Below are 15,697 nucleotides of genomic sequence, written 5' to 3'. Positions count from 1 at the left end.
ATCAGGGGCGCCGTCGCGGCATCCTAACAGCCTGGCTGAGAATTTCACGGATGCTGATCCGCACGGGCTCCAGTCCGTGCGATGTATCCACCACGAAATCCGCCCGCTTGCGTTTTTCGGCGTCGGGCAACTGCCGCGCCAGAATGGCGTCGAGCTTTTCCGGCGTCATGGTGCCGCGCGCCAGAATACGCTGACGCTGTTGTTCGGCATCGGTGGTGACGACGACGACGGCATCGACGCGCTGGTCGCCGCCCGTCTCGAACAGCAGCGGCACATCGACCACCGCGACCGCGGCGCCGGAGCGCTCGGCATCGTCGAGGAATTTCCGGTGATAGGCCGACAATAGCGGATGCACGATCTGCTCGAGCCTTTTCATCGCGGCGTCGTTGCCGACCACCTGCTCGGAGAGTTTCGCGCGATCGACCTTGCCGTCGGCCGTGGTGCCGGGAAACGCCGCCTCGATCAGCGGCGCGGCCTCGCCCTCATAGACGTGATGCACGGTAGCGTCGGCGTCATAGACCGGAACGCCGGCTTCCGCGAACAGTTTGGCGGTGGTCGATTTGCCCATGCCGATCGAGCCGGTCAGTCCCAGGACACGCATTGAAACTCCGATGCCTCAGATCGCGATCATGTCGTCGCTGCGCAGAAATTTCAGCAGCGGCAGCAGCGGCAGGCCGAGAATGGTGAAATGATCGCCTTCGATCAATTCGAACAGATGCACGCCGAGCCCTTCGAGCTGGTAGGCACCGACGCTTGACGTCACGACGTCACCCGCCGCATCGAGATAGGTCTCGATCGCGGAATCGTTCAGCGCGCGCATCGTCATGTGCGCGACCGAGACATCGCTGAACAGCGTGGCGCCGTCGCAAACCACGGCGATCGCCGAATGCAGCTCATGGGTCTGGCCAGCCAGCGCACGCAATTGCTGCGCCGCCTCGATGCGACCGGCGGGCTTGCTGAACAAGTGGGACCCCCGCGCGAGCGTCTGGTCGGCGCCGATCACGTAGCGGCCGGGGTGGCGCAGCGAGACGAAGGCGGCCTTGCGTTCGGCCAGCAAGGACGCGACCTCGCCGGGCGAAGTCAGGCCAGATGCTTTCTGGATCTCGCGCTCGTCGATATCCGCCGGCAGCGCCTCGAACGAAATCCCGGCATTGTACAGCAGGGTTTTGCGCGCCGCGCTTTGCGACGCCAGGATCAGCGGCTGTTGACCGCGCCAGATGGTCATTCGGCAAGCCTCTGGCGCTGACGGTCGGCGAGCAATTTCATGATCGCCGCCGCGGTTTCCTCGATCGAGCGGCGCGTCACTTCGAGCAACGCCCAACCATATTTGGCGCTGAGTTTTCGCGCATAGGTGACTTCCTCGGTGACCGACTGCCGATCGATATAGTCCTCATTGCCGGTATCCGCCCCCAGGCTGAGCAGCCGATTCTGACGGATCTGGATCAGCCGCTCCGGTGTCGCGTGTAGTGAAACGACCAGCGGCTTGACCAGTTTTTCGAGCTGCGGCGGAATCGGAATGCCCGGCACCAGCGGCACGTTGGCGGTACGTACGCCGCGATTGGCGAGATAGATCGAGGTCGGCGTCTTCGACGTGCGTGACACGCCGACCAGCACCACGTCGGCATCCTCGAGACCGTCGACGTGCTGGCCGTCATCATGCATCATCGAATAGTTCAGCGCATCGATGCGCTTGAAATATTCCGCGTTCAGCGTGTGCTGCGCGCCGACGCGGCCGGTGGTGGACGCGCCGAGATAGGCCTGGAACAATTGCATTACCGGGCCGATGATCGACAGGCTCGGCGAATTGATCTCCTGGCACTTGGCCTCTAACCGCCCGACCAGATCTTTCTCCAACAGGGTAAACAGCACGATGCCCGGCGCTTCCTCGATCTCGGTAAGTACGCGGTCGAGCTGCTTCTGGCTTCGGACAAGCGGATAGACATGCTCGACGGCGGTGACGTTGGCATATTGGGCGGCGACCGCGCGCGCCACGGTGATCAGCGTCTCGCCGGTCGAATCGGAAACCAGATGCAAATGAAAATAGCTGCCGGTGGTGGGCACCATGGCCATGTATGTCCTGTGGATCGCTGTGGATGAATGCCGGGTTTCCCGGACCGGCCAGAGCGGCTCCGGGATAACTCGGTTTTTTCTGCACAGGCCTCATGAAGGGGAAACGTTTCGGCGGTTGCCGGGATGATAATGGGGTTATGGGGATTTGTCGCTCGCTAAACCGTCCGCAAGGCGACCGAATCGGCTGCGGCGATTGAGGCTGCGATAATCAAGAGAGAGACGCGAAAATCGCGCCGCGATGTGCATAAGCCCGGGATAAAACGGGACAGCGTTGCGTGGGCCTAATCCACTGCTACTTAGACTCAAACCTAAGAATCTATAAGTATTGATTAAGGAAAGGGACGCTTGCGGATATCGCGTCGATCGGGTCTTTATCCGTCATCGCTGCAACGCGGATATCTCTCCGAATGTTCCAGCGACGACCATGCACCCGTAGCCGTTACCAATTGATTAAAAGTTGAAACATGTACGAATGGGCCAAGGCGCTGCACGTGATCGCCGTCATCGCCTGGATGGCCGGAATGCTGTATCTGCCGCGGCTGTTCGTCTACCACGTCGATGCGCCCCCGGGATCGCAGCAATCCGAAACGTTCAAGATCATGGAACGCCGGCTGCTGAAAGCAATCATCAATCCGGCGATGGTCGTGACCTGGATCGTCGGGCTATATCTGGCCTGGGCCGGGCAGTGGTTCTCGGCACCCTGGTTTCACGGCAAGTTGGCCATGGTGCTGGCGATGAGTGCCGTGCACGGCATTCTGACCGCGCGGGTGCGCGAATTCGCCGAGGACCGGAATACGCGCTCAACGAAATACTACCGCATTATCAATGAGGTACCAACGGTCCTGATGATTGGCATCGTGATTCTCGTGATCGTCAAACCGTTCTGAGCACAGGCCTCTCCACGTCGTCCCTGCGAACGCAGGGACCCATATCCACCGTCCTTTCGGTTGAGACGCAGGAGGCCATGGTGTTTCTACTTGGCGGCGGAGGTTATGGGTCCCTGCGTTCGCAGGGACGACCCGGAGTTAGACGCGCGGTCTCACGGCATCCGAAGCCCCTGCTTGCGACGCTTGCGTGAACCTCGCGAATTTTATATGTTGATGTTTCCCACCCCACGCAGGCGATGTGGTTTCGTCCCGGTTGTGTAACCTGACCGGCCGCCACATCAGGCTTGAAGCTTCTTCGGCACCTTCCTTGCTCAAGGCTTCTTCCTGAAGACCTGCGGACTTTCCTGATTTCGGCGTCCGCACTCTTCCGGCCACCTCGCACCCCACTCCTCCCCGACTTCCACAGGACCTCTCCCAATGCGGGAAATGAAACTCCAGGACCTCAAGGCCAAGACGCCAGCCGAGCTCGTCTCGTTTGCGGAAGAGCTTGGGGTCGAGAACGCCAGCACCATGCGCAAGCAGGAGCTGATGTTCGCCAGTCTCAAGCAGCTGGCGATCAAGGAAACCGACATCATCGGCGAGGGCGTCGTCGAAGTGCTGTCCGACGGCTTCGGCTTCCTGCGTTCGCCGGATGCCAACTATCTGCCGGGCCCGGATGATATCTACGTCTCGCCGTCGCAGATCCGCCGCTTCGGCCTGCGCACCGGCGATACCATCGAAGGCCATATCCGCAGCCCGAAAGAGGGCGAACGCTATTTCGCTCTGCTCAAGGTCAACACCCTCAATTTCGAGGATCCGGAAAAGTCCAAGCACAAGGTCAATTTTGACAATCTGACCCCGCTGTTTCCGGACCAGCGCTTCCGCCTCGAGCTGGAAGATTCCACCCGCCGCGACCTGTCGGCCCGCGTCATCGACATCGTGGCGCCGATCGGCAAGGGCCAGCGCGCGCTGATCGTGGCGCCGCCGCGCACCGGTAAGACCGTGTTGATGCAGAACATCGCGCACTCGATCACCGCCAATCATCCGGAATGCTATCTCATCGTGCTCTTGATCGACGAGCGGCCGGAAGAAGTCACCGACATGCAGCGTTCGGTGAAGGGCGAGGTCGTATCCTCGACCTTCGACGAACCTGCCGTTCGTCACGTCCAGGTCGCCGAGATGGTGATCGAAAAAGCCAAGCGTCTCGTCGAGCATGGCCGCGACGTCGTGATCCTGCTGGATTCCATCACCCGTCTGGGCCGCGCCTACAACACCGTGGTGCCGTCGTCCGGCAAGGTGCTGACTGGCGGCGTCGACGCCAATGCGCTGCAGCGCCCGAAGCGTTTCTTCGGTGCCGCGCGTAACATCGAGGAGGGCGGTTCGCTGACCATCATCGCCACCGCGCTGGTCGATACCGGCTCGCGCATGGACGAAGTGATCTTCGAAGAGTTCAAGGGCACCGGCAATTCCGAGTTGATCCTCGACCGCAAGGTGTCCGACAAGCGCACCTTCCCGGCGATCGACATCTCGCGCTCCGGCACCCGCAAGGAAGAGCTCATCACCGATCCACAGCTTCTCAAGAAGATGTATGTGCTGCGCCGCATCCTCAACCCGATGGGCACGATGGACGCGATCGACTTCCTCTTGGACAAGCTGCGCAACACCAAGAACAACTCGGAATTCTTCGAGTCGATGAATACCTGATCCGGCCAGGCGGATTGGTTGAAGGGCGTCCTGCGAAAGCAGGGCGCCTTTTTCTTTCAGCCAACACTGTCGTTCCGGGGCGCGGACGCCGCCAGGCGGATGCGAACCCGGAACCCCGGCATGGTTGGTACGCGGAACATTACGGGATTCCGGGTTCGCTCGGGCTGCGCCCTCGCGCCCCGGAATGACAGTTTGCGGTTGCGCTCTCGCTGCCAGGACGACAAATAAGCCATGCATCCCCGCGACCAGACCATTTTCGCCCTGTCCTCCGGTCGGCCCCCGACCGCCATCGCCATCGTCCGAGTATCCGGAGCCGAAACCGGCCGTGTGCTGGCCGGGCTTTCGAGGAAAATCGCCGTACCGCGCCTGGCGACACGCACTTTGCTCACCGACCCCTCCGGCGGCGAACCCATTGATGACGCCGTTGTTTTATGGTTTCCCGGGCCCGCCAGCGCAACCGGCGAGGACGTCGCTGAATTCCACATCCACGGCGGCCGGGCGGTATTGGCGGCGCTGTTCGCAGCGCTTTCCAGATTCGATCATGTCCGCCCGGCCGAGCCCGGCGAATTCACCCGTCGCGCGTTCGAAAACGGCAAGCTCGACCTCACCGAAGCCGAGGGCCTCGACGACCTCATCCATGCCGACACCGACCGGCAGCGGCGGCAGGCGCTGCGCCAGCTCAAGGGCCTGCTCGGTGATCGCGCCCGCGACTGGCGCCGCGAGATCATCGAGGCGTCGGCGCTGATCGAGGCCGGGATCGATTTTTCCGACGAAGGCGACGTGCCGACCGAGCTGATCGAGCCGGCGCTTGCGCGCATCCGTGTGCTGTTGCTGGACATCGAGAATGCTCTCGCCGTCGCAGGCCGCAGCGAGCGGCTGCGCGACGGGCTCGTCGTCGCCATCACCGGCCCGCCGAACGTCGGCAAATCCACGTTGCTCAACCAGCTTGCCCGCCGCGAGGTGGCGATCGTCTCGCCGCATGCCGGCACCACGCGCGATGTGCTCGAAGTACATCTCGACCTCGACGGCTACCCGGTGACGGTGATCGACACCGCCGGACTGCGCGAGGCCGTCGATCCCGTCGAGCAGGAGGGTGTTCGCCGTGCCCGCGCCCGCGCCGCCGAAGCCGATCTGCGGCTGTGGCTGGTCGATGCCCAGGCTGGACCGGCCGGCGAGGACGACCTGAAGCAATGGATGTCCGAAGGGCAGGCCGGTTTCTGGGTCATCCGGAACAAGGTCGATGATGTCGTGGATACAAGCGCTGTGCGATCGGAGACCGGCTGGCCGTGCCATTCGATCTCTGCGGCCAACGGTCGGGGCATTCCCGAGCTGATTACGGCCCTGGCGCAGTTCGCCGCGGCCCATTTTGCCGACGAATCCTCGCTGATCAGCCGCGCCCGGCACCGCGAATTGTTGCGCGAGACCGCCGATGCGCTCGTACGAGCGGTCGATCTGCCGGAGCAATCCGAGCTGATAGCGGAAGATTTGCGTGTTGCAGCACACCGGCTCGGGCAGCTTTTAGGGCGCGTCGATGTCGAGGACGTTCTTGACGTAATCTTTAGAGATTTCTGTATTGGGAAGTAGGGCGGAACACTGACGTTTCACGTGAAACAATAGCCTCGCAGCCGTCATTGCGAGGAGCGAAGCGACGCGGCAATCCAGAGGGCCGCAAGCTCTGCAAGAATTGGATTGCTTCGTCGCAAGGGCTCGCAACGACGGCGTACCGGCCGATGTTTCACGTGAAACACTAAGTAGTATCGCGGGCGACGTGTTTCACGTGAAACACCTCTAAACTTCCCGCTTCCCGGCCTTCCGATCCCGCGCTAGAAGTCCCGCCATGCAAAACGCTTGGGATGTCATTGTCATCGGAGGAGGCCACGCCGGCTGCGAAGCCGCTTCTGCCTCCGCACGTTTCGGTGCTAAAACCGCGCTGGTGACGCATCGCTTTGCCACCATCGGCGCGATGTCCTGCAATCCTGCGATCGGCGGTCTGGGCAAGGGTCACCTCGTCCGCGAGATCGATGCCCTCGACGGGTTGATGGGGCAGGTGGCGGACGCATCCGGCATCCAGTTCCGGATGCTAAACCGCAAGAAGGGTCCGGCCGTACGCGGCCCGCGGACCCAGGCCGACCGCAAGCTCTACGCCGCTGCGATGCAGGTCGCGATCCTCGCCACGCCCAATTTGACGGTGATTGAGGGCGAGGCCGACGATCTGCTCACTTCGAATGGCCGAGTGACCGGTATCCGTCTGGCCGATGGCCGCGAATTCTCGCCCGGCGCGGTGGTCATCACCACCGGCACCTTTCTCTGCGGGCTGATTCACCTTGGCGAGAAGAGCTGGCCGGCCGGAAGGGTCGATGAAGCGCCGGCGCTCGGCCTGTCCAAGGCTTTCGAGCGTATCGGCTTCACCCTAGGTCGCCTGAAGACCGGCACCCCGCCGCGGCTCGACGGCACCACGATCGACTGGGGCGCCGTCGAGATGCAGCCCGGCGATAACCCGCCGGAGCCGTTCTCGGTGATGACCGATCGCATCACCGTGCGGCAGATCGAATGCGGCATTACCCGCACGATGCCGGCGACGCACGACGTGATCCGCGCCAACGTGCACCGCTCCCCGATGTATTCCGGCCAGATCAAGAGCTCCGGCCCGCGCTATTGCCCCTCGATCGAGGACAAGATCGTCCGCTTCGGCGACCGCGACGGCCACCAGATCTTCCTTGAGCCGGAAGGCCTGGACGACTCGACGGTCTATCCCAATGGGATTTCGACCTCGCTGCCGGAAGAGGTGCAGCTCGCCATCCTCGCCACCATCCCCGGGCTGGAGCGAACCCGGATGGTTCGGCCGGGCTATGCGATCGAATATGATCACGTCGACCCCCGAGAACTCGATCCGACCCTACAGGCCAAGCGGATACCGGGCCTGTTCCTGGCCGGCCAGATCAACGGCACGACCGGCTATGAAGAGGCCGCCGCGCAGGGCCTCGTCGCAGGCCTTAACGCGGCGCGGGTCGCCAGCGGCGCGGAACCCGTCGTGTTCGACCGCGCCGACGGCTATCTCGGTGTGATGATCGACGATCTCGTGACGCGGGGGATCACCGAGCCGTACCGGATGTTCACCTCGCGCGCCGAGTATAGGTTGACGCTCCGTGCCGACAATGCCGACCAGCGCCTGACCGACATGGGCATCGCGCTCGGCTGTGTCGGCTCGGCCCGCATGACCCGCCACATCGTCAAAATGGCGGCGCTGGCGTCCGGCAAGGCTATGGCGCAAGGCTTGACGATCACGCCGAACGAGGCCGGCAAGCATGGTTTGGCGCTGAACCATGATGGCCAGCGCCGCACGGCGTTCGAGCTGCTGTCCTATCCGGATATTGACTGGAGCAGGATCCGCGCGATCTGGCCGGAGCTATCGGCGATCGATCCCGCGATCGCGGTGCATCTGGAAATCGATGCCAAATACGATGTCTATCTCAAGCGCCAGACCGCCGACGTCGAATCCTTCCGCCGCGACGAGGGGCTGCTGCTGACCGATATCGACTATGCGCTCGTGCCCGGCCTGTCCAATGAAGCCCGCGCCAGGCTTGAGAAGGCGCGCCCGCGCACGGTGGGGCAGGCGGGTCGGCTCGACGGCATGACTCCGGCCGCGCTGGCGATTTTGGCGGCTTATTTGCGCCGCGAACAACGCAAGCGGCCTTTGGCTTTGGGCGTCTGACAAGCGGACGTTTTGTGTAAAACATCCGGCCTCTCCTCGTCTTTGCGAGGAGACCTTGCGACGAAGCAATCCAGCTCTTTGGTGGATGAAGCCTCTGGATTGCCGCGTCGCGTCGCTCCTCGCAATGACGGCGGTAAAGACAGAGCGTCGCACGCTCAGTTGCGTCAGAAAGTGCGCAAAGTCGTGGATAGATTCTCTGCGTAAGCGTAAGACTGCGCTTCCCTCATCAGCAGACTCACATGGCCCAACGCTCGCAAAAACCCGCTCCGGCGCCCCGGCTCGATGCCGACAAGGCTGCTGCGCTGAAACTCACGCCTGTTTCACGTGAAACAGAGGCCCGGCTGGATCGCTATGTCGATTTGTTCGTGCAGTGGCAGTCCAAGACCAATCTGATCTCGCCCTCCACCTTGCCCAACCTCTGGACGCGGCATATCTCTGATTCGCTGCAACTGTTGAGCCTCGCGCCATCCGCGAAGATCTGGCTCGATTTTGGCAGTGGCGGCGGGTTTCCCGGAGTGGTTTTGGCTTGCGCGATGGGCGATGTCGAAGGCGGGCATGTTCACCTCGTCGAGCGCAACGCCAAAAAGGCGGCGTTCCTGCGCGAAGCGCTACGGGTGACGCAAGCCCCCGGCACCATTCATTTAGCCGACATTGGGGATAACGTGGACAGTTTTCCGCAAGGCGTCGATTGCATCACTGCCCGCGCGGTCGCTCCGCTACACCAACTCATCGGTTATGCGGAACCCTTGATGAACAAGGGCACCAAGGCCCTGTTCCTCAAGGGTCAAGATGTAGATGCCGAATTGACCGAAGCTACTAGATATTGGAATATTATGCCGCGCCTTCATGCCAGCCTTACCGGCGGACAAGGCTGGATTGTCGAACTCGACTCCGTCGAACGGAAGCACCCGTCCGCTCCAGCATCCGCTGGTTCAACCCATGGCACCGCCCAATGACCGTTATTGATGAACATTATCAAGAAATTAACGCATCAGCCGGGCATCCGCGCATTCTCGCGCTGGCGAACCAGAAGGGCGGTGTCGGCAAGACAACGACGGCGATCAATCTCGGCACGGCGCTGGCCGCGATCGGCGAACGTGTCCTGATCGTCGATCTCGATCCGCAGGGCAACGCCTCGACCGGGCTCGGTATCGATCGCCGCGACCGCAGTTGCTCGACCTATGACGTGCTGATCGGCGAAGTCGCGTTGCGCGAGGCGGTGGTCCCGACGGCGGTGCCGCGGCTGCATATCGCGCCCTCGACAATGGATCTGTCCGGCCTCGAACTCGAACTGGGCTCGACCCGCGATCGCGCCTACCGGCTGCGCGATGCGATCGCCGCACTCAACCGCGATGCGGCGGCCGGAGAGGACTACACCTATGTTCTGATCGACTGCCCGCCGTCGCTCAACCTGCTGACCGTCAATGCGATGGCTGCGTCGCATGCGATCCTGGTGCCGCTGCAATGCGAGTTCTTCGCGCTCGAAGGCCTGTCGCAATTGCTGCAGACGGTGGAGCAGGTGCGCTCGGCGCTGAACCCGACCCTGACCATCCACGGCATCGTGCTGACGATGTTCGACTCGCGCAACAATTTGTCGAACCAGGTAGTCGCGGATGTCCGCCAGTTCATGGGCAAGAAGGTCTACGATACCATGATCCCGCGCAACGTGCGGATCTCGGAAGCGCCAAGCCACGGCAAGCCGGTGCTGGTCTACGATCTGAAGTGTCTGGGCAGTGAAGCCTATCTCAAGCTCGCGACCGAAGTGATCCAGCGCGAGCGCGAGCTGCGCACCGCGATTTGAGCGCGGAGTAGGGTGGCCAAAGCGAAGTGTGCCCACCGCTCTCACGCACCACACGAATTGGTGGACACGGCGCAAGTGCGCCTTTGCCCACCCTACGAGTAACCGAGTTCACGTATCCAACGCGGAGTATCGCAGTGAGTCCAAGGGAGCTGGCCATGGCCGATGAAGCACGTTCGCGTTTGGGCCGGGGGCTCGCCAGCCTGATCGGCGATGTCGGCGGCGAAGCCTCGCATGTCGATCGGCCGCGCGCGCAGCGCAAGGTGCCGATCGAATTCCTGAAAGCCAATCCGCACAATCCGCGGCGCAGCTTTTCCGATGCCGAGCTCGGCGAGCTCGCCGCCTCGATCAAGCAGCACGGCGTGATCCAGCCGATCGTGGTGCGCGCCGTGAAAGGCGTGCAGGACCGTTTCGAGATCATCGCCGGCGAGCGCCGCTGGCGGGCCTCGCAGATCGCCGGCCTGCATGAAGTGCCGATCGTGCCGATCGAGGTCTCGGATTCCGACGCGATGGAAATCGCGATCATCGAGAACGTGCAGCGCGAGGACCTCAACGCGATCGAGGAGGCGCAGGGCTATCACGCGCTCGCCACCGCTTTTAAACGCAGCCAGGAAGAGATCGCCAAAACCGTCGGCAAGAGCCGCAGCCACGTCGCCAACATGATGCGGCTGACCAAGCTGCCGGAAGACGTGCAGACCCTGATCTCGTCCGGCCAATTGTCGAACGGCCATGCCCGCGCGCTGATCAGCCTGCCGGATCCCTCCGCCGCGGCGAAGCGCATCATCGCGGAAGGCCTCAATGTTCGCCAGACCGAAGCGCTGGCGCATGAAGAGGGCGTGCCGGAACGCGCACCGCAGAAGCCGCGCACGACGCCGGGCAAGGCGGCCAAGGATGCCGATACGGTTGCGCTGGAGAAGCGCGTCAGCGACGCGCTCGGCCTGAAGGTGTCGGTCGAGCACCGCGATCCCGGCGGCGTGGTGCAGATCAAGTACCGCGACCTCGACCAGTTAGATGAGATCATCAAGAAACTGGAGCTGGATTTGTAGTTCGTTACACAACTAGCGCGCAGCCCGGATGAGCTGACGCCGTCGTTCGCAGCGATGGCGGCGGCGACATCCGGGGATGGCGTTTCAGTTAACTCGGCCGGTCCCGGATATCGCTTCGCTCATCCGGGCTACGGACCAATCATGCCCGCCGTCGCGCATTCACCGCGATCGCCATCAGCGCGCGTTGCGCGATGACCGCGCCGAGCACGTTCTGCTTGCGCACGTCGAGGGAGGCAACGGCGAGCTGCTCGATCACCGCCAAGAGCCGTGCCTGCGAGAAATTGCGCAGCGCCGCTTCGACGGTGTTCTTCCTGGAAAAATGCAGCCGCGGAAATCCGCTCTCCACCGCCGCCGAGGCTGAGGCGCCTTGCTCCATCGACAGGCTGGCCTTGTGCAGCAGCGCGGCCTGGCGCTGTGCGGCCATCAGGATCACGCCCGGATAGGTCCCGGCGATCATCGCCTTGTTGAACTCGACTTCGACCGCGGCCGGATTGCCGGCGAAGGCGCCGTCGACGATCGGATCGATCTTCAGTTCGGAGGCATCCGCGACCACGGCCATCACGTCGTCGAGCGTCACCTCGACGGTGCCGTGGGCGTACAGTGTCAGCTTGCGCAGCTCGTTGCGCGAGGCCTGGCGGTCGCCGCCGAGCAGCGCCATCAATGAGGCGCGGGCGTCCTGCGCGATGCGCAGGTTCGAGGCGCGCAATTCGTCGTCGATCAGCTTGGCCAGATCGCGTTCGGTGTCGGGATAGCAGGCGATCGCCACCGCGGTCCTCGCCTTCTCGCAGGCTTTTCGCAGCGGCGATTCCGGGCGCAATTCGCCGGCCTCGATGATGATGCGGCAATCCTTCAGCGGGGAGTCGGCGAGCACATCGACGGCGCTGGCAAAACTCTTCGATCCCGCGCGGACGCGGATCGCGCGACGGCCGCCGAACAGCGGCACCGTCATTGCCTCCTCCACCAGTCGTGAGGGTTCGGCGGCGAGCTCGTCGCCGTCCATCCGTACCATCGAGAACGGATCGTTGGGATCATCGACGGCGGATTTCACCAGCGCATCGGCGCGCTCGCGCACCAGGCCTGCATCGGCGCCGTACAAAAGGATGATCGGCCGCGCCGGATCGGGCCGGGCGAGAAAGGAATCGATCTCTTTACCGCGCAGCGCGACCATCAGCAGGATCCGTGGGACTTGTAGGGTGGGCAAAGCCACGATCGCGCGAAGCGCGACGGGGCGTGTCCACCACCACGCAACGAGGGTGGGCACGGCGCAACTGCGCCCTTGCCCACCCTACGACTTGGGGCGATCACGTCCCGGCGAAGAAGAACGACGCCAGCCGGGTATTGATGTTGTCGGCGATTTCCACCGCGGCGCGGTCCTCGGCGTCGCGGAAGGCGCGAGCCCGGGCGAAACGCTGGTAGCCGGGAATGTCGTAGGTCACGCGGGCAAAGGTATTGCCGGTCAGGACCTGCTTGCCGGTCGCAATCTCGATCAGGGCGTAATTGGCGTCGATGCCGTAATTCTCGGAGGTTGGCAGCTGGGTGGTCGGATCGACGATCAGCGAGGTCTTGCTCGGGTTGAAGCGCAGCACCAGCCGGTACAGCGGAGGCACGCCGGTGGCCGAACCATACAGCTTGAACTGCAGCGCGTTGCGGATCGCGACGCCGGCGCGGGCCTGCGGCGAATTATTGGGATAGGTCAGCGGCGGGACTTCCACGGTGGCCAGCTTGTCGCGCAACGCCGGCGCGCCATCGCTGCGTTCGGCGTACATCGGCTGGAAGCAGCCGGCCGTCAGCGCCGCCAGGGTGGCTGCGATGGCGAACCGGGCGACGATGCGGGATCGGATCCCAAAGCTAGCCGACGACATTCACGATCCTTTGCGGCACGATAATCAGCTTGCGGACGGGCTTGCCGTCCAAAGCCTGTTTTACTGTATCGAGGGCCAAAACGGCAGCCTCAATTTCGGAATTCGACGCATCGCGGGCCACCACGACTTCGCCACGCTTTTTGCCATTGACCTGAACCGGCAGGGTCACGGTGTCTTCAACCAGCAAATCGGGCTCGATTTGTGGCCAGCGCGCTTCCGAAACCATGCCGGGCTGCGCCAGCACGGCCCAGCATTCCTCGGCCAGATGCGGCATCATCGGGGAAAACAGTTGAACAAGGATGACCGCCGCCTCGTGCAGCGCCCAGCAGGTGTCGGGGGCAGGCGTGCCCAGGCGGGCCAAAGCCTCGCCCAGCGCATTGGAGAATTCGCGGATATGGGCCAGGCAGACATTGAAATGCAGCTTCTCGATCTCGGTCGTGACCTTGTCGAGCGCGCCGTGCGCCGCCTTGCGGATCGCCAGCGCGTCCGCGCCGAATTCGGCCGGGCGGGCGGCGGGCGCGGATTTGCCGTGCTCGGCTGATTCGTTCACCTGACGCCACAGCCGCTGTACGAATCGCGAGGCTCCCTGAACGCGCTCCTCGCTCCAGATCACGTCGCGGTCCGGCGGCGAATCCGACAGCATGAACCAGCGCGCGGTATCGGCGCCGTAGGTGGCGATGATGTCGTCGGGATCGACGGTGTTGCGCTTCGACTTCGACATTTTCTCGATAGGGCCGATGACAATGTTTTCACCGGTCGCAATCAGCGTGGCGCGTTGGCCATTGCCGCCGATCTCAATATTGATCTCGGCCGGCGAGGCGAAGGTGCCGTCCTGCTTCTTGTAGGTCTCGTGCACCACCATGCCCTGGGTGAACATGCCGGCGAACGGTTCGTCGAAGCCGACGTGGCCGGTGGCCTTCATCGCGCGCGTGAAGAAGCGGCTGTACAAGAGATGCAGGATCGCGTGTTCGACGCCGCCGATATACTGATCGACCGGCATCATGCGGTTGACCACGTCGGGCGTGGTCGGCGCCTCGGTATTCCACGGATCGGTGAAGCGCGAGAAGTACCACGACGAATCCACGAAGGTGTCCATGGTGTCGGTCTCGCGCCGCCCGGCGCCTCCGCATTGCGGGCAGGGGACGTGCTTCCAGGTCGGGTGGCGGTCGAGCGGATTGCCGGGCCGATCGAACTCGATGTCCTCGGGCAGTTCGACCGGTAGTTTCTTGATCGGCACCGGCACGACGCCGCAGACTTCGCAATGGATGATCGGGATTGGGCAGCCCCAGTAACGTTGCCGCGAGATGCCCCAGTCGCGCAGGCGGAAATTTACTTTGCGCTCACCGACTGGAGCGTCGCCAAATACAGCTGCCTCTAACCGCGTCGATACCTCTTCCTTAGCCTCGGCAATCGTCATGCCATCAAGGAAGCGCGAATTGATCATGCGACCGTCACCGTCATACGCCACGTCGGTGACAACGAAAGTTTCCGGATCTAGGCCTTCGGGGCAAACCACTGGCGTATTGCCGAGGCCGTATTTGTTAACGAAGTCCAAATCTCGTTGGTCATGAGCCGGGCATCCAAAGATGGCGCCGGTGCCGTATTCCATCAGTACGAAATTTGCGACGTAGACGGGTAACTGCCACGATGGATCGAACGGGTGCAGCGCTTTTATGCCAGTGTCAAATCCCTGCTTCTCGGCGGTATCGATGGCAGCCTGCGCAGTTCCGGTGTGGGGGCAATCTTCAATGAAATCTTTCAGTGCCGGATTGATCTTTGCTGCCGCTTCCGCAAGCGGATGATCCGGCGACAGCGCTAAGAATTTGGCGCCGAACAGAGTGTCAGGTCGCGTAGTAAAGATATCGACGCTAACGGTCTCGTTCGCTGAAATAAGTCCGAGAAGCTGATCTTTCCCCTCGCTCAGAGCGAAGCGTACTCGCAGCCCTTCCGACTTGCCGATCCAGTTGCGCTGCATGGTGCGGACCTTGTCGGGCCAGCGGTCCAGCCCATCCAGCGCGCTCAACAACTCGTCGGAATATTTGCTGATCTTGAAGAACCACTGCGTCAGCTCGCGCTGTTCGACCTCGGCGCCGGAGCGCCAACCGCGGCCGTCGATCACCTGCTCATTGGCCAACACGGTCATATCGACCGGGTCCCAGTTCACCTTGGACTGCTTGCGCTCGACCAGGCCTGCACCGAGAAAGTCGATGAACATGCGCTGCTGATGCTTGTAGTAGCCGGGGTCGCAGGTCGCGAATTCACGCGCCCAGTCGAGCGACAGGCCCATCGACTTGAGCTGCTTCTTCATCGAAGCAATGTTCTCGTAGGTCCACGCCTTGGGATGCACCTTGTTGGCCATCGCGGCGTTTTCCGCCGGCATGCCGAACGCGTCCCAGCCCATCGGGTGCAGTACGTTGAAGCCCTTGGCGCGCATCGTCCGCGCCACCACGTCGCCCATCGTGTAGTTGCGGACGTGGCCCATATGGATGCGGCCCGACGGATACGGGAACATCTCGAGCACGTAGTATTTCTGCCGGGGATCGTCGTTCTTGGTGGCGAAGATCGCCTTCTCGTCCCACAGGCGTTGCCAGCGCGGCTCGGTTTCGCGGGCGTTGTAACGTTCGTTGATCATGCGATTT

The 15,697-nt window shown here is 62.8% G+C and carries 13 protein-coding genes; 7 read left to right on the top strand and 6 right to left on the bottom strand.

Features of this window, described 5'->3' with window-relative positions; translation table 11 throughout:
- Position 1: 1 nt before the first annotated feature.
- Genes coaE through FNL56_RS01890 form a run of 3 tightly spaced genes read right to left on the bottom strand, consistent with a single transcriptional unit; the run spans position 2 to position 2,061 of the window.
- Positions 2 to 601: a dephospho-CoA kinase gene (gene coaE, locus FNL56_RS01900; protein ID WP_143571332.1), complete on the bottom strand. Its 600-nt coding sequence runs from the start codon at positions 599 to 601 to the stop codon at positions 2 to 4.
- Between the two features lie 15 nt (positions 602 to 616).
- On the bottom strand, positions 617 to 1,225 hold the full coding sequence (locus FNL56_RS01895; RefSeq protein ID WP_143571331.1) for a Maf family protein: 609 nt from the start codon (positions 1,223 to 1,225) through the stop codon (positions 617 to 619).
- Positions 1,222 to 2,061, bottom strand: coding sequence for a pyruvate, water dikinase regulatory protein (locus FNL56_RS01890; RefSeq protein WP_143575980.1), 840 nt, complete (start codon positions 2,059 to 2,061; stop codon positions 1,222 to 1,224). Before FNL56_RS01890 ends, FNL56_RS01895 begins: the two co-directional genes overlap by 4 nt.
- A gap of 473 nt (positions 2,062 to 2,534) precedes the next feature.
- On the opposite strand from FNL56_RS01890, the gene hemJ reads away from it, so the two are divergent.
- The 7 genes from hemJ (at position 2,535) to FNL56_RS01855 (ending at position 11,196) form a co-directional block, all read left to right on the top strand.
- On the top strand, positions 2,535 to 2,957 hold the full coding sequence (hemJ, locus tag FNL56_RS01885) for a protoporphyrinogen oxidase HemJ (RefSeq protein WP_143571330.1): 423 nt from the start codon (positions 2,535 to 2,537) through the stop codon (positions 2,955 to 2,957).
- Between the two features lie 417 nt (positions 2,958 to 3,374).
- Entirely contained in the window at positions 3,375 to 4,640 is a 1,266-nt protein-coding gene (rho, locus tag FNL56_RS01880) for a transcription termination factor Rho (protein WP_143571329.1), read from the top strand.
- A 231-nt stretch (positions 4,641 to 4,871) separates the two neighbouring features.
- The gene (gene mnmE / locus FNL56_RS01875; protein ID WP_143578753.1) at positions 4,872 to 6,224 is read left to right on the top strand and encodes a tRNA uridine-5-carboxymethylaminomethyl(34) synthesis GTPase MnmE; all 1,353 of its coding nucleotides are present in this window, start codon (positions 4,872 to 4,874) and stop codon (positions 6,222 to 6,224) included.
- 253 nt (positions 6,225 to 6,477) lie between these two features.
- Entirely contained in the window at positions 6,478 to 8,352 is a 1,875-nt protein-coding gene (mnmG, locus tag FNL56_RS01870; protein ID WP_143571327.1) for a tRNA uridine-5-carboxymethylaminomethyl(34) synthesis enzyme MnmG, read from the top strand.
- Positions 8,353 to 8,591: 239 nt separating this feature from the next.
- On the top strand, positions 8,592 to 9,308 hold the full coding sequence (rsmG, locus tag FNL56_RS01865; protein WP_143571326.1) for a 16S rRNA (guanine(527)-N(7))-methyltransferase RsmG: 717 nt from the start codon (positions 8,592 to 8,594) through the stop codon (positions 9,306 to 9,308).
- Positions 9,305 to 10,153, top strand: coding sequence for a ParA family protein (locus FNL56_RS01860; protein WP_143571325.1), 849 nt, complete (start codon positions 9,305 to 9,307; stop codon positions 10,151 to 10,153). Before rsmG ends, FNL56_RS01860 begins: the two co-directional genes overlap by 4 nt.
- Before the next feature lie 155 nt (positions 10,154 to 10,308).
- Positions 10,309 to 11,196: a ParB/RepB/Spo0J family partition protein gene (locus FNL56_RS01855; protein WP_168202834.1), complete on the top strand. Its 888-nt coding sequence runs from the start codon at positions 10,309 to 10,311 to the stop codon at positions 11,194 to 11,196.
- Between the two features lie 139 nt (positions 11,197 to 11,335).
- Here FNL56_RS01855 and holA read toward each other — a convergent pair whose 3' ends face one another.
- The 3 genes from holA to leuS all read right to left on the bottom strand — a co-directional run bounded on the left by holA (position 11,336) and on the right by leuS (position 15,690).
- The gene (gene holA / locus FNL56_RS01850; protein WP_143575979.1) at positions 11,336 to 12,364 is read right to left on the bottom strand and encodes a DNA polymerase III subunit delta; all 1,029 of its coding nucleotides are present in this window, start codon (positions 12,362 to 12,364) and stop codon (positions 11,336 to 11,338) included.
- 133 nt (positions 12,365 to 12,497) lie between these two features.
- A complete protein-coding gene (gene lptE / locus FNL56_RS01845) occupies positions 12,498 to 13,058 on the bottom strand; it encodes an LPS assembly lipoprotein LptE (protein ID WP_143571323.1) in 561 nt (186 codons plus the stop codon).
- Positions 13,045 to 15,690 carry a leucine--tRNA ligase gene (leuS, locus tag FNL56_RS01840; RefSeq protein ID WP_143581738.1) on the bottom strand — a complete coding sequence of 882 codons (2,646 nt, stop codon included), beginning with the start codon at positions 15,688 to 15,690 and terminating at the stop codon, positions 13,045 to 13,047. The genes lptE and leuS overlap by 14 nt, the downstream gene beginning before the upstream one ends.
- Positions 15,691 to 15,697: the final 7 nt, after the last annotated feature.

It is taken from the genome of Tardiphaga sp. vice304 (genome assembly GCF_007018905.1).
Classification (GTDB): Bacteria; Pseudomonadota; Alphaproteobacteria; order Rhizobiales; family Xanthobacteraceae; genus Tardiphaga.
This window is presented reverse-complemented; position numbering and strand designations above follow the sequence as displayed.

Coding starts and splice junctions, on each gene's coding strand:
- coaE (WP_143571332.1), bottom strand. CDS start 601: ATGCGTGTCCTGGGACTGACCGGCTCGATCGGCATGGGCAAATCGACC.
- FNL56_RS01895 (WP_143571331.1), bottom strand. CDS start 1,225: ATGACCATCTGGCGCGGTCAACAGCCGCTGATCCTGGCGTCGCAAAGC.
- hemJ (WP_143571330.1), top strand. CDS start 2,535: ATGTACGAATGGGCCAAGGCGCTGCACGTGATCGCCGTCATCGCCTGG.
- rho (WP_143571329.1), top strand. CDS start 3,375: ATGCGGGAAATGAAACTCCAGGACCTCAAGGCCAAGACGCCAGCCGAG.
- mnmE (WP_143578753.1), top strand. CDS start 4,872: ATGCATCCCCGCGACCAGACCATTTTCGCCCTGTCCTCCGGTCGGCCC.
- mnmG (WP_143571327.1), top strand. CDS start 6,478: ATGCAAAACGCTTGGGATGTCATTGTCATCGGAGGAGGCCACGCCGGC.
- rsmG (WP_143571326.1), top strand. CDS start 8,592: ATGGCCCAACGCTCGCAAAAACCCGCTCCGGCGCCCCGGCTCGATGCC.
- FNL56_RS01860 (WP_143571325.1), top strand. CDS start 9,305: ATGACCGTTATTGATGAACATTATCAAGAAATTAACGCATCAGCCGGG.
- FNL56_RS01855 (WP_168202834.1), top strand. CDS start 10,309: ATGGCCGATGAAGCACGTTCGCGTTTGGGCCGGGGGCTCGCCAGCCTG.
- holA (WP_143575979.1), bottom strand. CDS start 12,364: ATGGTCGCGCTGCGCGGTAAAGAGATCGATTCCTTTCTCGCCCGGCCC.
- lptE (WP_143571323.1), bottom strand. CDS start 13,058: ATGTCGTCGGCTAGCTTTGGGATCCGATCCCGCATCGTCGCCCGGTTC.
- leuS (WP_143581738.1), bottom strand. CDS start 15,690: ATGATCAACGAACGTTACAACGCCCGCGAAACCGAGCCGCGCTGGCAA.